The sequence below is a fragment of the Acinetobacter sp. ANC 3882 genome, from assembly GCF_022549545.1.
Taxonomy (GTDB): domain Bacteria; phylum Pseudomonadota; class Gammaproteobacteria; order Pseudomonadales; family Moraxellaceae; genus Acinetobacter.
On record NZ_JAKZGB010000002.1, the window covers coordinates 364,260 to 379,479 of the forward strand.

General features: G+C 42.0%; 15 protein-coding genes. 10 read left to right on the forward strand and 5 right to left on the reverse strand.

The genetic code is table 11. The features are described from left to right. Positions 1-5 precede the first annotated feature (5 nt). Complete coding sequence (gene aroE / locus MMO42_RS06830; RefSeq protein WP_241319830.1) at positions 6-794, reverse strand: shikimate dehydrogenase; 789 nt, start codon at positions 792-794, stop codon at positions 6-8. Positions 795-945: 151 nt separating this feature from the next. Between aroE and MMO42_RS06835 the strand changes: the two genes are divergently transcribed. Further along, on the forward strand, positions 946-1,527 hold the full coding sequence (locus tag MMO42_RS06835) for a histidine phosphatase family protein (RefSeq protein WP_241319831.1): 582 nt from the start codon (positions 946-948) through the stop codon (positions 1,525-1,527). Between the two features lie 50 nt (positions 1,528-1,577). Here MMO42_RS06835 and hemF read toward each other — a convergent pair whose 3' ends face one another. Next, positions 1,578-2,519, reverse strand: a complete 942-nt coding sequence (hemF, locus tag MMO42_RS06840; protein WP_241319832.1) for an oxygen-dependent coproporphyrinogen oxidase — start codon at positions 2,517-2,519, stop codon at positions 1,578-1,580. A gap of 132 nt (positions 2,520-2,651) precedes the next feature. Continuing rightward, positions 2,652-3,254 (reverse strand): GTP cyclohydrolase II, encoded by a 603-nt coding sequence (ribA, locus tag MMO42_RS06845; RefSeq protein ID WP_241319833.1) that lies wholly within the window; start codon positions 3,252-3,254, stop codon positions 2,652-2,654. A gap of 306 nt (positions 3,255-3,560) precedes the next feature. Between ribA and dxs the strand changes: the two genes are divergently transcribed. The 8 genes from dxs (at position 3,561) to MMO42_RS06885 (ending at position 12,855) form a co-directional block, all read left to right on the forward strand. Next, positions 3,561-5,456, forward strand: a complete 1,896-nt coding sequence (gene dxs, locus MMO42_RS06850) for a 1-deoxy-D-xylulose-5-phosphate synthase (protein ID WP_241319834.1) — start codon at positions 3,561-3,563, stop codon at positions 5,454-5,456. A gap of 133 nt (positions 5,457-5,589) precedes the next feature. Continuing rightward, entirely contained in the window at positions 5,590-6,420 is an 831-nt protein-coding gene (locus MMO42_RS06855) for an inositol monophosphatase (protein WP_241319835.1), read from the forward strand. Positions 6,421-7,266: 846 nt separating this feature from the next. Next, the gene (locus tag MMO42_RS06860) at positions 7,267-9,216 is read left to right on the forward strand and encodes a DEAD/DEAH box helicase (RefSeq protein ID WP_241319836.1); all 1,950 of its coding nucleotides are present in this window, start codon (positions 7,267-7,269) and stop codon (positions 9,214-9,216) included. A gap of 416 nt (positions 9,217-9,632) precedes the next feature. Continuing rightward, entirely contained in the window at positions 9,633-10,451 is an 819-nt protein-coding gene (locus MMO42_RS06865) for an ABC transporter ATP-binding protein (RefSeq protein ID WP_005297202.1), read from the forward strand. Next, complete coding sequence (gene mlaE / locus MMO42_RS06870) at positions 10,448-11,227, forward strand: lipid asymmetry maintenance ABC transporter permease subunit MlaE (protein WP_005147184.1); 780 nt, start codon at positions 10,448-10,450, stop codon at positions 11,225-11,227. The genes MMO42_RS06865 and mlaE overlap by 4 nt, the downstream gene beginning before the upstream one ends. Beyond that, positions 11,227-11,904, forward strand: a complete 678-nt coding sequence (locus MMO42_RS06875; RefSeq protein WP_241319837.1) for an outer membrane lipid asymmetry maintenance protein MlaD — start codon at positions 11,227-11,229, stop codon at positions 11,902-11,904. The genes mlaE and MMO42_RS06875 overlap by 1 nt, the downstream gene beginning before the upstream one ends. 19 nt (positions 11,905-11,923) lie before the next feature. Next, entirely contained in the window at positions 11,924-12,556 is a 633-nt protein-coding gene (locus tag MMO42_RS06880) for an ABC transporter substrate-binding protein (protein WP_241319838.1), read from the forward strand. Positions 12,557-12,567: 11 nt separating this feature from the next. After that, positions 12,568-12,855: an STAS domain-containing protein gene (locus MMO42_RS06885; RefSeq protein WP_005297196.1), complete on the forward strand. Its 288-nt coding sequence runs from the start codon at positions 12,568-12,570 to the stop codon at positions 12,853-12,855. A 54-nt stretch (positions 12,856-12,909) separates the two neighbouring features. Here MMO42_RS06885 and MMO42_RS06890 read toward each other — a convergent pair whose 3' ends face one another. Together MMO42_RS06890 and MMO42_RS06895 are read right to left on the reverse strand one after the other, a co-directional pair. Then, the gene (locus MMO42_RS06890) at positions 12,910-13,455 is read right to left on the reverse strand and encodes a hypothetical protein (RefSeq protein WP_241319839.1); all 546 of its coding nucleotides are present in this window, start codon (positions 13,453-13,455) and stop codon (positions 12,910-12,912) included. Continuing rightward, entirely contained in the window at positions 13,446-14,459 is a 1,014-nt protein-coding gene (locus MMO42_RS06895; protein WP_005209109.1) for a magnesium and cobalt transport protein CorA, read from the reverse strand. The genes MMO42_RS06890 and MMO42_RS06895 overlap by 10 nt, the downstream gene beginning before the upstream one ends. 171 nt (positions 14,460-14,630) lie before the next feature. On the opposite strand from MMO42_RS06895, the gene MMO42_RS06900 reads away from it, so the two are divergent. After that, the gene (locus MMO42_RS06900) at positions 14,631-15,215 is read left to right on the forward strand and encodes a TIGR00730 family Rossman fold protein (RefSeq protein ID WP_241319840.1); all 585 of its coding nucleotides are present in this window, start codon (positions 14,631-14,633) and stop codon (positions 15,213-15,215) included. The last annotated feature ends 5 nt before the right edge of the window (positions 15,216-15,220 follow it).

Below are 15,220 nucleotides of genomic sequence, written 5' to 3' on the forward strand. Positions count from 1 at the left end.
AATGATTATAAAAAATCTTTCAGTTCTGGTTTAACACCATTCCAAATCGAGAAAGCTTCAATCGCTTGCCCAACCAACATGCCAAAACCATCAGTAGCAGGTACTTGGCGTTGTTTGGCCTGATCCAAAAAGCTGGATGGTTTGCCATAGGCCATTTCATAAGCATGATGGAATACTAAGTTTTCAGGCAGTTGCAAGGCATCGCCCGTTAAACTTGCAGAAGTTGCATTAATCACAAAATCAAATTCACCTGAGAGTTGCTCTAGGCCAATGGCTTTAAGCTCAGTTTGAGGCACAGCATCTTTTAAATCTCCAACGAGTTGCTCAGCACGGGCGAGGGTACGGTTGGCAATGACAATGCATTTTGCGCCTGCCTGTACCAATGGGTAGATTACACCACGCGTTGCGCCACCCGCACCTAAAATTAAAATGCGGCTATTTTCTAGGCTCCAGCCTAACGCCTGAATTGCTGCGACCAAACCTTGACCATCAGTATTATCACCATACAGTTTGCCATCTTGCATCCATAAGGTATTCACTGCTTTGGCAATCTTGGCACGTTCAGTCAGTTGTTCACAGAGTGCGAAAGCTTGTTCTTTAAAAGGTACCGTAACATTCATACCGATACCATTTTGTGCAAAGAAAGCTTTTGTGGTGCTTTCAAAATCATCCAACGGTGCAAGGATTTTTTTATAGTTGAGATCGACCCCAGTTTTTGCTGCGAATGCGTGGTGTAGCTCGGGTGAACGGGATTGTTCAATCGGATTTCCAATTACAGCAAATTGTTTGGTCATGAGTGATCAACATGGTGAGGTTGTTTAAAGTTTATAAAGTTGAAGGGGATGCTGCAATATTGATTTACATCTATGAGATGGTAATGTTGTGATTTGTTCATCAGAACATGTTCTGATATTTCCAAACCATTATCTAAACATTAACCTCATTATGAGTATTTTCTTAATTCGACATACACAAAGTGAAGCGAATATTAATGGGCGAGCTTTATCCCATGCATCGATTCGTTTAAGTGATCATGGTAAAGAACAAGCCAAACAACTATGTGAACTATTACCAGAAATCGCTCATGTCATTATTTCTAAATACCATAGAACCTATCAAACAGCAGAACCGATTTTACATAAATATCAGATCACAGCCGAGGTGGATGAGCAGTTACATGAGTTTGGCTATCTCTCGGAAGGTAAGTGTACGAATACCAATCTGGATGATCGCAAGCACTGGGTCAATGCCTATTGGGAAAGGATGGATTATGAATATCGTGATGCGGATGATGCAGAATCTTTTGCTGATCTCTATCTTCACGTGCAACTGTTCCATGAAAAAATAAAACAATTGGCTGAAGCTTATGTAGTGAAGAATTTAGTGGTGTGTACACACGGTCAATTTTTACAATTATTGCTCACGTTAAAGCATGAACCACAACCTTTGAGCCGAGAGCTCATGCAAAATTTTAGGTCAGATTTAATTCATCGGCCAATTCAAAATACCGCAATATTTTTATTCTAAGATTTCTAAAAAATCATCCCTAGCCACTAAACTAGGGATGAATGATCTAATTATTTCTGTAAACCCAACCAATCTCGTGGTTTTAAATAATAATCGGTAAGCCGTTTTTCAGCCGAGTCCGCATCCCATTCAGGGCGATATGACCAACCCGCCAGATTAGGTAGGCTCACCAAGATCGATTCAATACGCCCACCAGTTTGTAAGCCAAACAACGTACCACGGTCATAAACCAAGTTATATTCAACATAGCGACCACGACGATACAACTGGAACTCACGCTGCGCTTCGGTATAAGGTTGTTCACGATGCTTTTCAAAAATAGGCAAGATCGCTTCTAAATAACCATTACCCACTGCTTGTATGTATTTAAAGCAGGTTTCGAAATCCCACTGGTTCAAATCATCAAAGAATAAACCACCGACACCACGCTGTTCATCACGATGCTTGAGATAGAAATAATCATCACACCATTGTTTATGTTCTGCATAAACATGTTCACCAAAAGGTTGACATAGGTCATAGGCTTTTTGATGCCAATTGAGCACATCTTGTTCATCTGGGTAGAATGGAGTTAAATCAAAACCACCACCAAACCACCACACAGGATCTTGGCCTTCAGGTTCAGCAACAAATAAGCGAACATTGGCATGAGATGTTGGGATATTTGGATTTTTCGGGTGAATTACCAAGGACACGCCCAATGCTTGTGCTTTCGCTCCTGCGATTTGTGGATGCCGTTCAGTTGCAGATGCAGGCAGCTTACTGATATTGATGTGGGAGAACATGACCCCACCTTTTTCAATCACTTCACCATTTTGCAAAACACGAGAGCGGCCACCGCCACCTTCGGTTCGTTGCCAATCATCAATGATAAACTCAGCGGTACCACCGCCTGCACGTTCCTGTTGCTCTAGTCCTGCACAAATCCGTGCCTGTAAGTCGAGTAAAAATTCGCGAACACGTTGAATATCAGCTGAAGTTGGGTGCTGCATGATGATCCTCTGAAAGTGATCTAGGGATGAGTTATATCAAAACACAAAACCCATAAAAAAAGTAAGGGTTTTTTTATTTTTTACAATAATAACCCTTTAACTGATTTATTTTTAAACGTTTTGAAAAATGAATTAAAAGTCATCTTTTTTATAAAGATGATCCATACGCTCACGTTTGGTTTTTAAATATTGCTCATTGAACGGATTACGTCCAACCGTTAGTGGAACACGCTCCACCACATTGATACCGAGATTGGTCAATGCTTTTAATTTAAGTGGGTTATTGGTAACCAGTTTTACTTCTTTGACTTGAAGATGATCCAGCATGATGCTGCACATATCATAACGACGAGCATCCGCAGGCAAGTTCAATAACAGGTTCGCATCAACGGTGTCATGTCCTTGATCTTGCAAGGCATAAGCACGAATTTTATTGGTTAAACCGATACCACGACCTTCTTGGCGAAGATAGAGGATCACGCCTTGACCTGCATCATTGATCAAGCTTTGTGTGGCTTGTAATTGTGGTCCGCAATCACATTTTAGTGACGCGAAAGCATCGCCAGTTAAGCATTCAGAATGGATGCGAACAAGCACTGGCTTATCTGGAGCCGTTTCTAAACCTTTAGATAGCGCCACATGTTCTTCGCCTGTTGCAGGGTCTTGAAACACGGAAATATTGAAGTCACCAAAAGCGGTGGGTAGCTTTGATGTTGCAATAAATTCAATCGGCACAGAGAGCTCACTATGATAATAAAAACAGTTCGAGTATAGCCTAATGTATGAAGATTGCGTGAATTGGAATTTCTGATTTTTCACATAACTTTTTCTTTTTCATACAAAGAACACAATAATGGTTGATAAACAGTGACATAATTCAGGATAATCTATCGGTCATTCTTTAAAATTTGCATGAGAATGTTCAGCACTACATCATTCGCACGTGTGGCTGATTGAAGGTAGATCATATTTAATTGTATGATTGCCCCCATTTAAAACCCAGCTTCGGACTTGCCAGGCTTAAAAAGGCTTTGCCACATTATGTTGTATACCGAAATTCCAACTCAACGCCCTGTTACGCCATTGTTAGATGGAATTGACCATCCGCAACAATTACGTCAACTCGAGCAAAGCCAACTTGTACAAGTTGCAGATGAGTTACGTCAATATATTTTGTATGCAGCAGGACAAAGTGGCGGTCACTTTGGGGCAAATTTAGGTGTAGTCGAACTAACAATTGCACTGCATTATTGTTTTAATACACCAGATGACCGTTTAGTCTGGGATGTGGGTCATCAAGCTTATCCACATAAAGTTCTGACAGGTCGTCGTGATCGTATTACCACGATTCGAAGTAAAAATGGTTTAGCTGCTTTCCCTGCACGTGATGAGTCTGAGTTTGACACCTTTGGTGTTGGTCACTCTTCAACTGCGATTTCAGCAGGTTTGGGCATGGCGTTGGCTCGCCGTTATCAAAAAGATTCGTGTAATGTAGTTGCAATCGTTGGCGATGGTGCAATGACTGCAGGTATGGCTTTTGAAGCAATGAATGATGCGGTTGCCCATGACGCAGATTTAATCGTTGTCTTAAATGATAATGATATGTCGATCTCGTGCAGTACGGGTGGTTTTGCAAAACATTTGGCGGCAATTTGGGAAACAGGCCAATTGGTAAATGTAAATGAACAAGGCGAAGCCTATGTTCAACCGCATCCAAAGTGGACCTATAACTCTCGTTTACACCAATCGGCAACCGACGCAGCCGATAATTTATTTAAAGCAATTGGTTTTGATTATTTTGGTCCATTTGACGGACATGATGTAGAACAGCTTGCACAAGTCTTCCATGCACTCAAAAAACGTAAAGGCCCACGCTTAGTCCATATCTATACAAAAAAAGGCAAAGGTTTTGCGCCTGCCGAAGCAGATCCGATTACTTATCATGCGATTACTAAAATTGCACCGACAGCATCTGCGCCAGTAAAAAAATCACCACCTAAGTATTCAGATGTATTTGGGCAATGGTTATGTGATGAAGCTGCTCAAGATGATCGTTTACTCGCGATTACACCTGCGATGTGTGAAGGTTCTGGGATGGTGCAATTCGCACAGCAATATCCAGAGCGTTTCTTTGATGTTGCCATTGCAGAACAGCATGCCGTGACTTTGGCTGCGGGTATGGCATGTGAAGGTCTTAAACCTGTTGTTGCGATTTATTCAACTTTCTTGCAGCGTGGTTATGATCAGCTGATCCATGATGTTGCCTTGCAAAATCTAGATGTCACGTTTGGTATTGATCGTGCAGGTTTGGTGGGGGAAGATGGCCCAACCCATGCAGGTGCTTATGATTATGCTTATATGCGTACCGTACCCAATATGGTGATTATGGCACCGAAAGACGAAAATGAATGTCGTCAAATGCTGCATACTGCTTATCTTTATAAAGGGCCAACAGCAGTGCGTTATCCACGTGGGGTCGGCACAGGTGTTGAGATTCAACAGCAGATGACAGCTATGGAAATAGGTAAAGCTGAAATTGTGGCAGAATTCAATGTAGATGCCGAGCAGCAGATCAGTATACTTGCTTTTGGTAGCCGTGTTGCAGCATCTGTAGAAGCAGCTCAGCAATTGGCGGACAAACACGCGATGGGTGTACGTGTTGTCAATATGCGGTTTGTGAAGCCACTTGATGAACAAATGCTTCGTGATTTGGCACCTCGGACTCAACTTTTTGTAACCGTAGAAGAACATGCGGTTATGGCCGGTGCAGGTAGTGCTGTGAATGAGTTTTTAGCATATGCGAAGATTCTTAAACCGATTTTGAATATTGGTTTACCAGACACGTTCTTACATCAAGCAACCCATCAACAGATGTTGCAGGATTGTGGTTTAGACAGTCAGGGAATTTTAGCCTCAATTGAGCAAGCTTGGTTCTAAGCGATAAGCTCATGTAAAAGCGAAAATAATTTTTCGCAACATTTTTCCCCTAAAAGCGCTTATATTTGCTAGAATATACGCGCTTTTATGCATTATTCTTTGTCAAAATCTTCAAATTTGTAGTGGGTGTTCAATGGAACCTATGGTGGTTATGGCTGCGCGTGCGGCTCAAACAGTTGGTCAAGAGCTTTTAAAGGCACATCAGAATCGTCATAAACTCGATTTGCAAGTTGAAGAAAAAGGCATTGATGGTCCAGTAACGCGTGTCGATCGTTACTTGGAACAACTTACAATTGATACCCTCCGCAAAAGTTATAAAAACCATAGCTTCCTTGGTGAAGAGTTTGGTATGCAAGAAGGTAAAGGTCACGATGCAGATTGGTGCTGGGTGATTGATCCTTTAGATGGCACACAAAACTTTATCAACGGTTTGCCACATTTCTGTATTTCTATCGCTGTACAACACAAAGGCGTAACTCAACACGGTGTGATCTATGATCCTGTACGTGATGAGCTATTCTCTGCAAGCCGTGGTCGTGGTGCAGTGATGAATCAACGCCGTATCCGTGTCAATGTCAAAGAAAGCTTGGAAAGTACATTCCTTGCAGTAGGACATCCATACCGTGCCAAGCGTAATGGTGAAATTGTTTCTTATGCAGAACAGCATTTCGCTTCATTATTGGCTGTAACTAAGTCAGGTGCACAAATTCGTCGTGGTGGTTCAGCTGCGTTAGATTTGGCTTATGTTGCTGCGGGCCGTTTTGATGGTTTCTTTGAGCTTGGCTTAAAACCGTGGGATATTGCTGCGGGTGAGTTGATTGTGAAAGAAGCGGGCGGTGTGGTTGTTGATGCTCGTGGTGGCAATGATTCATTTGATAATGGTCAGGTGATTGCAAGTTCACTTAAGATGTTAAAGCCATTGATGCAAACAGTTGTTCCTGCTTGGGCCGATGCTGCAAAATAATTTGTAGATTTTAAAAAAGAGTGGCATTAGCTGCTCTTTTTTTTGTGGAGTAGAGCTGGAAGAATGAAGAGCTGAAATAAAAACAAAAAAATTGTATTGATTAAATAAGCAGCCCAATATGGCGGAGCATGCATTGAAGTCAGATATGCAATAAAGAATTGCCCAGTGACAATTACAGAGCACACTATAAAATATAGCGTGGGCTGTTTACGATTAAAGCCTAATAAGAAAGATAGAGCTTGAGTAATAAAGTAGACTGAGAAAATTAGACAGCTAAATATAACTTCTTCAAAAGGGTATTTAAAAATATACTCAGGGTCATGCCTGATAAGGTAATCATCAATTCGATTGCCACTTAACACGATATTGAGACAGCCGATTAACCATAAGACGAACAATAGGACTGGTATTAAAAACTTTTGTAATTTATTTTTCATATCGAAGTTGGAGTAATCTATTGTTACCAAAAAGAATAATTGTGCATTTAGTGGAAGTGTATAGTTTATTTGTGAGCGCTAAGCTTAGTATTTTCTAAAAAAACGTGACTTTCTTAAACTTTCTGCTATAATCCGCCCACGCACTTAAATTCCAGTTCATTACCTGAACATTCAGTTCTATTCATATTAGCGCACGCTGTCCGTAGAGAGGACCACATCTTGCGCCCAAATCGCTTAGCGATTCTTCAGGTTGAAGCAGTAATCAAGCGTGCGTTTAGTCCACATCGTCGTTATTCGGATCGCCGCTGAACTTCATATATTTTTCAGCTTGAGTCGCTTTGCCGCTTGTTGCCGATGTCTATTTTTTTGTATTTATTAAAATGGAGCACCCATTAGGGTGAAACTCTCTATGAGCAAAACTTTTGCCGAATTTTCTTTACACGAAACCTTACAACAAGCGCTTGAAGGTTTAGGTTTTACCACTCCAACTCCTGTGCAAGAACAAGCGATTCCCGCTGCGTTAGAAGGGAAAGATTTATTAGTTTCGAGCCAAACTGGTTCAGGTAAAACAGCTGCATTTTTACTCCCAACGTTAAATGCATTAGCAGGCGAAGAAGCATTTGTTTCTTTTAAAGACCGTATGAAAGCGGTAACTCAGCCTACTATTTTAGTTATTTCTCCTACACGTGAATTGGCTCAACAAGTAAGCCAAGACGCGATTGCATTTGTACGTCACATGAAAGGTGTTCGTATTGCTGCAATTATGGGCGGTATGCCTTTCGGTAAGCAAATTCAACAGCTTAAAGGTGCACAAGTTGTCGTTGCGACTCCAGGTCGTTTACTTGACCTCGTAAACCGTCGTCAAATTAAACTTGATAAAGTTGAATCATTAATTGTTGATGAAGCTGACCGTATGCTTGATCTAGGTTTCTCTGAAGATCTAGAAGCAATTGGTGAATTAGCTGCAAACCGTAAACAAACATTAATGTTCTCTGCAACATTTGCGGATCGTATTATTCGTCTTGCTGAACGCATGATGAATGATCCACAACGTATTGCAATCGAAACTGGTCACAGCACCAATACTGATGTAACACAAACATTGCATTGGACTGATGGCTTTGAACACAAGAAAAAATTACTTACGCATTGGTTATCTGACGAATCAGTAGATCAGGCTGTTGTATTCGCAAGCACGCAAGAAGATACAGATATGCTTGCTGAAGAATTAGCTGAAGCTGGTCATTCAGTTGTTGCATTGCATGGTGCGATGCCACAAACCGTTCGTAACCGTCGTTTACGTAGCATTCGTGAAGGTCGTGCAAAAATCTTGGTTGCGACTGACGTTGCAGCGCGTGGTTTAGACGTACCAACAATTTCACACGTAATCAACTTCGGTTTACCGATGAAAAATGAAGACTATGTACACCGTATTGGTCGTACAGGTCGTGCGGGTCGTACAGGTCAAGCCGTTACTTTAGCGACTTACCGTGAGCGTGGCAAAATCCGTGCTTTAGAGGATTATTTAGATGCACGTTTAAATGTATCTGAAATCGAAGGTTTAGAGCCATCTCCACCTCCTGCTCGTTCAGGTCGTGATGGTGGTGGTCGTGGCCGTGATGGCGGTGGTCGTGGTCGTGGCGGCCGTGATGGCGGTCGTGGCGGTTTCGGTGGTGGTCGTCGTTTTGAAGGCGAAAGCAACTTCAAACGCCGTGAAGGTGGTGATGACCGTCCACGTCGTAGCTTTGATGACAAGCCACGTGGCGAACGTCCATCATTTGGTGGTGAAGATCGTCCACGTCGTGAGTTCAACTCAGACCGTCCGCGTCGCGAAGGTGGTTTTGAAGACCGTCCAAAACGTAGCTTCGGTGGTGAAGATCGTCCACGTCGCGAATTCAATTCAGACCGTCCACGTCGTGAAGGTGGTTTTGAAGATCGTCCAAAGCGTAGCTTTGGTGGTGAAGACCGTCCACGTCGCGAGTTCAATTCTGATCGTCCACGTCGTGAAGGTGGTTTCAACGATAAACCGCGTTTTGACTCGAATGATGACAACCGTGGTAACCGTGTAGATTACAAACCACGTCGTGAAGGTAGCTTCGGCGACCGTCCAAAGCGTGATTTTGGTGATCGTCCTGCTCAACGTGAAGGTGGTTTTGGTGACCGTCCAAAACGTAGCTTCGGTGGTGAAGATCGTCCAAAACGCAGTTTCGGTGGTGAAGACCGTCCAAAGCGTAGTTTCGGTGGTGAAGACCGTCCAAAGCGTGATTTTGGTGGTGAAGATCGTCCAAAACGTGATTTCGGTGATCGTCCACAACGTGAAGGTGGTTTTGGTGACCGTCGTCGCAAAAACGATTTTTAATCGTTAAAAACCGATAAAAAGAAGAAGCCAGTTGAAAAACTGGCTTTTTTATTTTGTGTTAGTCATGTAAAATGTAAAAAATGTGTACTAATTCAAATTTTATATAAGAAATGAATAGCGTTAAGCAAAATAACAGTCTTCTGAGTCAAATATGGTCATTCATGTGTAGTGAAGGGCTGCCGTGTTTATTTGTCATTTTGATGCTATGCAATGGCTTATTTTTCGCTTATGCGCTGTTTGATACCAACCATTCTGATTCTTTTAATGTCAATTCTCATCAAACGACCAGCCAAGTTGTTTCAAAGAATAACTACATAAATTAAATACTCTTGATACATCCTTTATCAAAATAAAAACAAGCGTTTAATCTTTCAGTGTATAGTATGCGTGCATAAAAAGTGCAGGAATATGCCATTATGAATAACAAATCTCCTCTCGATACAGAAGCCTTAATTGAAGTTAAAAACTTGAGCTTTAATCGAGGAGAACGCGTCATTTATGACGATATCAGTCTTAAAATTCGACGTGGTCAAATTACTGCAATTATGGGACCGTCTGGTACGGGTAAGACGACTTTATTACGTTTGATCGGTGGGCAATTGGTGCCTGATCACGGTGAAGTGCTGCTCGACGGTAAAAATATTGCGACAATGTCGCGTCAAGAATTATTTGCTGCACGTGCGCGTATGGGAATGCTCTTCCAGAGTGGCGCATTATTTACTGATATGTCGACGTATGAAAATGTCGCTTTTCCAATCCGTGCACATACCAAATTACCTGAACATATTATTGCAGAGTTAGTTGGCTTAAAACTTGAATCAGTGGGCTTGCGTGGTGCTGAGCAGTTAATGCCATCGGAGCTATCAGGCGGGATGAATCGTCGTGTGGCTTTGGCACGAGCAATTGCCTTAGATCCTGAACTGATTATGTATGACGAGCCATTTGCAGGCCAAGATCCAATTGTAATGGGCGTTTTAACCCGTTTAATCCGTTCTTTACGAGATGCTTTAGATTTAACCACGATTATCGTCTCGCATGATGTTGCTGAGACTTTATCGATTGCTGATTATATTTATGTGGTGGCTGAAGGCAAAATTCAGGGTGAAGGTTCACCTGAACAATTAAAAAATCATGCATCGCCATTTGTACGTCAGTTTTTAACAGGCTCAATTGAAGGTCCTGTGGAATATCAATTTACTCACCAAGCATATTTAGATAACGAGGTTCGTCCATGAATGCGATTGCCTGGTTAGGTAGACTCGTTATTGAGCGGATAAAGGGGATTGGTGCTGCGGCATTGATGCTCTTGCAAGTTTTATTTGCCATGCCATCGAAAGGCGGATTTCAGCGTTTTGTGTATCAAATGTATCGTGTCGGGGTGATGTCCCTGCTGATTATTGCTGTGTCAGGTCTGTTCATTGGTGCTGTTCTCGGTTTGCAGATGTATAGCATTCTGGTCACTTTTGGTAGTGAGGCAATGCTAGGTACCGCAATTTCACTCACCTTGTTGCGTGAACTTGCATCTGTGGTTGCTGCCCTGTTATTTGCTGGGCGAGCAGGTTCAGCATTAACTGCTGAAATCGGCTCCATGAAACAGAGTGAACAACTTGCCAGTATGGAAATGATTGGTGTTGATCCACTTCGCCAGATTGTGGCCCCGCGTTTATGGGCTGGTATTGTCAGCCTGCCGATGCTCACTGTGATTTTTGCAACCATTGGTATTATTGGCGGCAAATTGGTTGGCGTTGATTTTTTAGGGGCGGATGAAGGGTCATTTTGGAGTGGTATGCAGAGTAGCGTGCAATTCTGGCATGATATCTTTAATGGCACCATTATCAAAAGCATTGTATTTGCTTTAATTTGTACATGGGTAGCGGTATATCAAGGTTATGCTTGTGATCCGACGCCAGAAGGTATCGCGACTTCGATGACTAGAACGGTCGTATATTCTTCACTTTGTGTATTAGGTTTTGATTTCGTGTTGACTGCGGTCATGTTCGGAGGGATTTAATGAAATCACGTACTAGTGAGCTGGCCGTAGGTATTTTTGTCATTATCTTCGGTATCGCTCTATTTTTTCTTGCAATGAAAGTTAGTGGTTTAGTCGGTACGAATTTACGTGATAGCTACAGCATGACAGCGCAGTTTGATAACGTAAATGGTTTAAAGTCGCGTGCGAAAGTGACCATGAGTGGTGTGACCATTGGCCGTGTCGAATCAATCACGCTTGATCCTGTAACGCGTTTAGCAACCGTTAAATTTGATCTGGATGGTAAATTAACCAGCTTTAGTCCTGAGCAACTCAAAGAAGTGCAAAAGAATGCGCTTGAAGAATTGCGCTATAGCTCTGATTATCAACAGGCCGATGCTGCGAAACAAAAAGAAATGGAACAGCAACTTATCAGTAACATGACATCCATCACAAGTTTGGATGAAGATGCTTATATAATGGTTGCAACCAATGGTCTTTTGGGTGAGAAATATTTGAAAGTTGTTCCAGGTGGTGGTGTGAACTACCTTAAACGGGGTGACGTCGTTTCAAATACCCAAGGTACAATGGATTTAGAAGATTTAATCAGTAAGTTTATTACTGGTGGTGCGGGTAAAGCCACATCGAGCTCAACCTCTGCAGAGAGTCCTGCTTCTCAACCAGCTACGGCTGAAGCAGAACCTTCTTTTGTTGAGTAATTCAGGTTAGGAGATTGAAGTGAACACATTATTGAAACAAACTCTAACAGCAAGCGTATTATCAACAATGCTTGCAAGTGCGGCATTTGCAGCACCAACAGAGACCCCACCTGATTTTGTTAAACGTGTGGCTGATGGCTTAATTACGCGTTTAAAAGCAGATAACGCTAAATTACAGAATAATCCTGCTTTAGTCAGAACAATTATTCGTCAAAACCTTGATCCGTATGTAGATTCGCAAGCATTTACACGTATTGTGCTCGGTACTTATGCGAATAATCAATACACCACTGCTGCACAACGTGCTCAGTTTGAGCAAAACTTCCGTGCCGTGATTATTGAAAACTACGGTGGTGCTTTCGCGAAATATACCAATGAAAGCTACACCATGCGTCCTTTCAAATCGACCAACAGCAAGAACCCAGTGGTAACATTGGACTTCTTACATAATGGTGAGAAAATCCCTGTATCGTTCCAGTTAACAGACAAGGGCGATCAGTGGAAAGTACGTAATATCAATGTGTCTGGTATTGATCTTGGTTTGCAATTCCGTAACCAGTTCGCTGCAACCGTTCAGCGTAATGGTGGCGACATCAATAAAGCGATTGCAACCTTTAAACCTGATGCAGATGCTGCAACCAGCAAAAAATAAGTAGGTGACGGGTGATTCAGTATATTGATCAGCAGTTGGTCGTTTCAAAAACGATTAACTTTGCCAATGCAGAACAGATTTATCAGGCAGGCTTGAAGCATATTCGACAACATAAGGATTTTCCTTTGGTTGTGGATTTGGCTCAGCTTGAACAGGGTAATACCTTATCTTTGGCGGTCTTGGTGCAATGGTTGCGTCAGACACCTGAAAATAAGGGGCTGCATTTTAAAAATGTGTCTGAAAAAATGCTGAAGATTATCCAAGCCTGCCATTTACAAGATGATTTGAAATTAATTTGATTGATCTGGTAGAGTGAAAAAAAGAGAACTATTTTTAGTTCTCTTTTTTTATCCTTATATTTTGGGGAAAGCAGAAAAAAGAGCCTCGCAGCTTGGATATTTTCGATGTAACTTTTCTAAATAATAGCCCTGATCATACTCTAAAAAACCATCCAATAATTTGATGGCGGATGGGGTATTATTACAGCTTTTCGTTTTTCTATTCCATGCCGTCAAGGGGGCAATTGGATGATCTATCGATATGATGTTTTTCTCACAGCGTAATAATGCCATAGAGCTGATTCGATAATCGTTGGGAGCTGTATGATCTATGGGGTAAGCAAGACCAATCACTAAATCATTCGGTTTTATTGTTTTGGCTAGAAAATCACTGTGCCAGAGTGTGGGTTTAGGTGCAAACAACATCCTGAAAAAATGCTGAAATACAAAGCGAGCATGTTGAAATGTAAATTGATTTTGGTGGTCAGAAGGCCATTTTTGTATCGATTGGACACGTGCGATAAACACTTCTTTGGGGGAATGTGGTGCACACGCAGAAACTTTTGATATTGAAAGGATTATATTCAAAAAGAGAAATAAACCTTTCATGTTTAGATCCATTTCTTCCAGCGGAAGTAAAACATTGGCAATACTAAGAACGCCATCAAAATACCAATGACAATCCAAAAACTTAAGCTGCCATGAGCAAAAGGCAGCACATCGGTGTTCATCCCATAAATACTGGCAATCAGCATTGGTGGCGCAAGCATGCTTGGTAAAATCGAGAATCGACGAATGGTATCGTTCTGTTCGGTGTTAATAAATCCAGAGGTGGTATCCAGCAAGAATCGTACTTTTTGGAATAAGAAGGCATCATGTTCGACCAACGAGCGAACATCCTCACTCAACTCGCGAATGTCGGCATCATAAATATGACTGCCCAATGCGCGTGGGCGCGCTAAAAAGGTCAAAACACGACGTAAATCAATTAAACAGAGTTGTGCCTTTCCCAGCATATCTTCTTGTTGGGCTAAGCGCGTAATCATGTCATCTAGATCTAAAATTTTCTCGCGATGATGGTTATTCAGAACTTCTGTGGAATATCGTTCTAAGTCCTTGTGGATATCTTCCAGGATATCCGCAAGCTCATCCAGTTTCGCTTCAAGTAAACCGAGCAAGATCCAGGTTGGATCTTTATAGTCCATATCATAGTCATTACGACGAGCGCGGGCACGGAAGGCACGGAATGCGACCAGCTTTTCACCACGCATGGTAAATAAGCGATCTTTATGCAAAATAAATGCAACCGTTTGTACCATGGCCAACATGGGTAAAGAGTCGTCTGCATCGCCATCGACTTGATAATTTTTATTCTTTGTTAAAAAATAGGTGCTGATATGCAAAATTCCATCATCATCACGGTAAAATCGTGCAGATGAGGAAATGTCTTCAAGTGATTTTAAGGTCGGTAAATTTTGCTCATAGGCATCCAAGACCCATTGTTGTTCTTCTTGGGATGGGGCGATGAGATCAATCCAAACCAGTTCGGGATGGAGATCAAAACTTCCGTTAATGGTTGCATCTTCTAGACTACCGCGCTCTGTGGCATAAAAGGCTTCAAGCATGTCTTTTTTCCTCGCGCAGTCGATGTAAATTTTCGGCCTTTTACCGAAAAGCAGCGTGTATTTTAGACAAGGATGAAACGAAAAACACTTGCCTAAACGCTATTTTCTCAAAAATCTTGTTACATAGCCTACTTTATCAGCATGACAGTTATATAAAACGGTTTTAATTGTATGAATTCTATATGTGTTTTCTGTGGTTCTTCTCTCGGTAATGATCCCATTTATCAGCAAATGGCGCAGGCAACAGGTCAGGCAATTGCAGCACAGGGTAAAACCTTGATATATGGTGGTGGTCGTTCAGGGCTAATGGGTGTGGTGGCGGATAGTGCCTTGCAAGCGGGTGGGCGAGTGATTGGGGTCATTCCAACTGCTTTGGTTGATCGAGAGCTGGCTCACACAGGTTTAACCGAATTGCATATCGTGAATAATATGCATGAACGTAAAACCAAAATGGCTGAGCTGTCTGAGGCTTTTCTGGCATTGCCGGGTGGGGCAGGAACCTTGGAAGAAATTTTTGAACAATGGACCTGGAGCCAACTGGGGATTCATCAAAAACCTTGTGCATTTTTAAATGTTGACGGTTTTTATGATGACTTGATTAAGATGCTTCAGACTTCGGTTGAGCGCGGTTTTAGTCAGGAACGTTTTGTGGATCGCTTAATTGTAGCGGAGCAAATTAATGATATTCTGGCCGCATTTTCGGCATATCAACCAGTGACACCGAAGTGGATGTCGACCGCTGAAATTCAAGCTTGAGGATC

What these genes read in the sequence shown, in the direction of transcription:
- aroE (WP_241319830.1), bottom strand. Translation starts at nt 794, where the DNA reads ATGACCAAACAATTTGCTGTAATTGGAAATCCGATTGAACAATCCCGT.
- MMO42_RS06835 (WP_241319831.1), top strand. Translation starts at nt 946, where the DNA reads ATGAGTATTTTCTTAATTCGACATACACAAAGTGAAGCGAATATTAAT.
- hemF (WP_241319832.1), bottom strand. Translation starts at nt 2,519, where the DNA reads ATGCAGCACCCAACTTCAGCTGATATTCAACGTGTTCGCGAATTTTTA.
- dxs (WP_241319834.1), top strand. Translation starts at nt 3,561, where the DNA reads ATGTTGTATACCGAAATTCCAACTCAACGCCCTGTTACGCCATTGTTA.
- MMO42_RS06855 (WP_241319835.1), top strand. Translation starts at nt 5,590, where the DNA reads ATGGAACCTATGGTGGTTATGGCTGCGCGTGCGGCTCAAACAGTTGGT.
- MMO42_RS06860 (WP_241319836.1), top strand. Translation starts at nt 7,267, where the DNA reads ATGAGCAAAACTTTTGCCGAATTTTCTTTACACGAAACCTTACAACAA.
- MMO42_RS06865 (WP_005297202.1), top strand. Translation starts at nt 9,633, where the DNA reads ATGAATAACAAATCTCCTCTCGATACAGAAGCCTTAATTGAAGTTAAA.
- mlaE (WP_005147184.1), top strand. Translation starts at nt 10,448, where the DNA reads ATGAATGCGATTGCCTGGTTAGGTAGACTCGTTATTGAGCGGATAAAG.
- MMO42_RS06875 (WP_241319837.1), top strand. Translation starts at nt 11,227, where the DNA reads ATGAAATCACGTACTAGTGAGCTGGCCGTAGGTATTTTTGTCATTATC.
- MMO42_RS06890 (WP_241319839.1), bottom strand. Translation starts at nt 13,455, where the DNA reads ATGGATCTAAACATGAAAGGTTTATTTCTCTTTTTGAATATAATCCTT.
- MMO42_RS06895 (WP_005209109.1), bottom strand. Translation starts at nt 14,459, where the DNA reads ATGCTTGAAGCCTTTTATGCCACAGAGCGCGGTAGTCTAGAAGATGCA.
- MMO42_RS06900 (WP_241319840.1), top strand. Translation starts at nt 14,631, where the DNA reads ATGAATTCTATATGTGTTTTCTGTGGTTCTTCTCTCGGTAATGATCCC.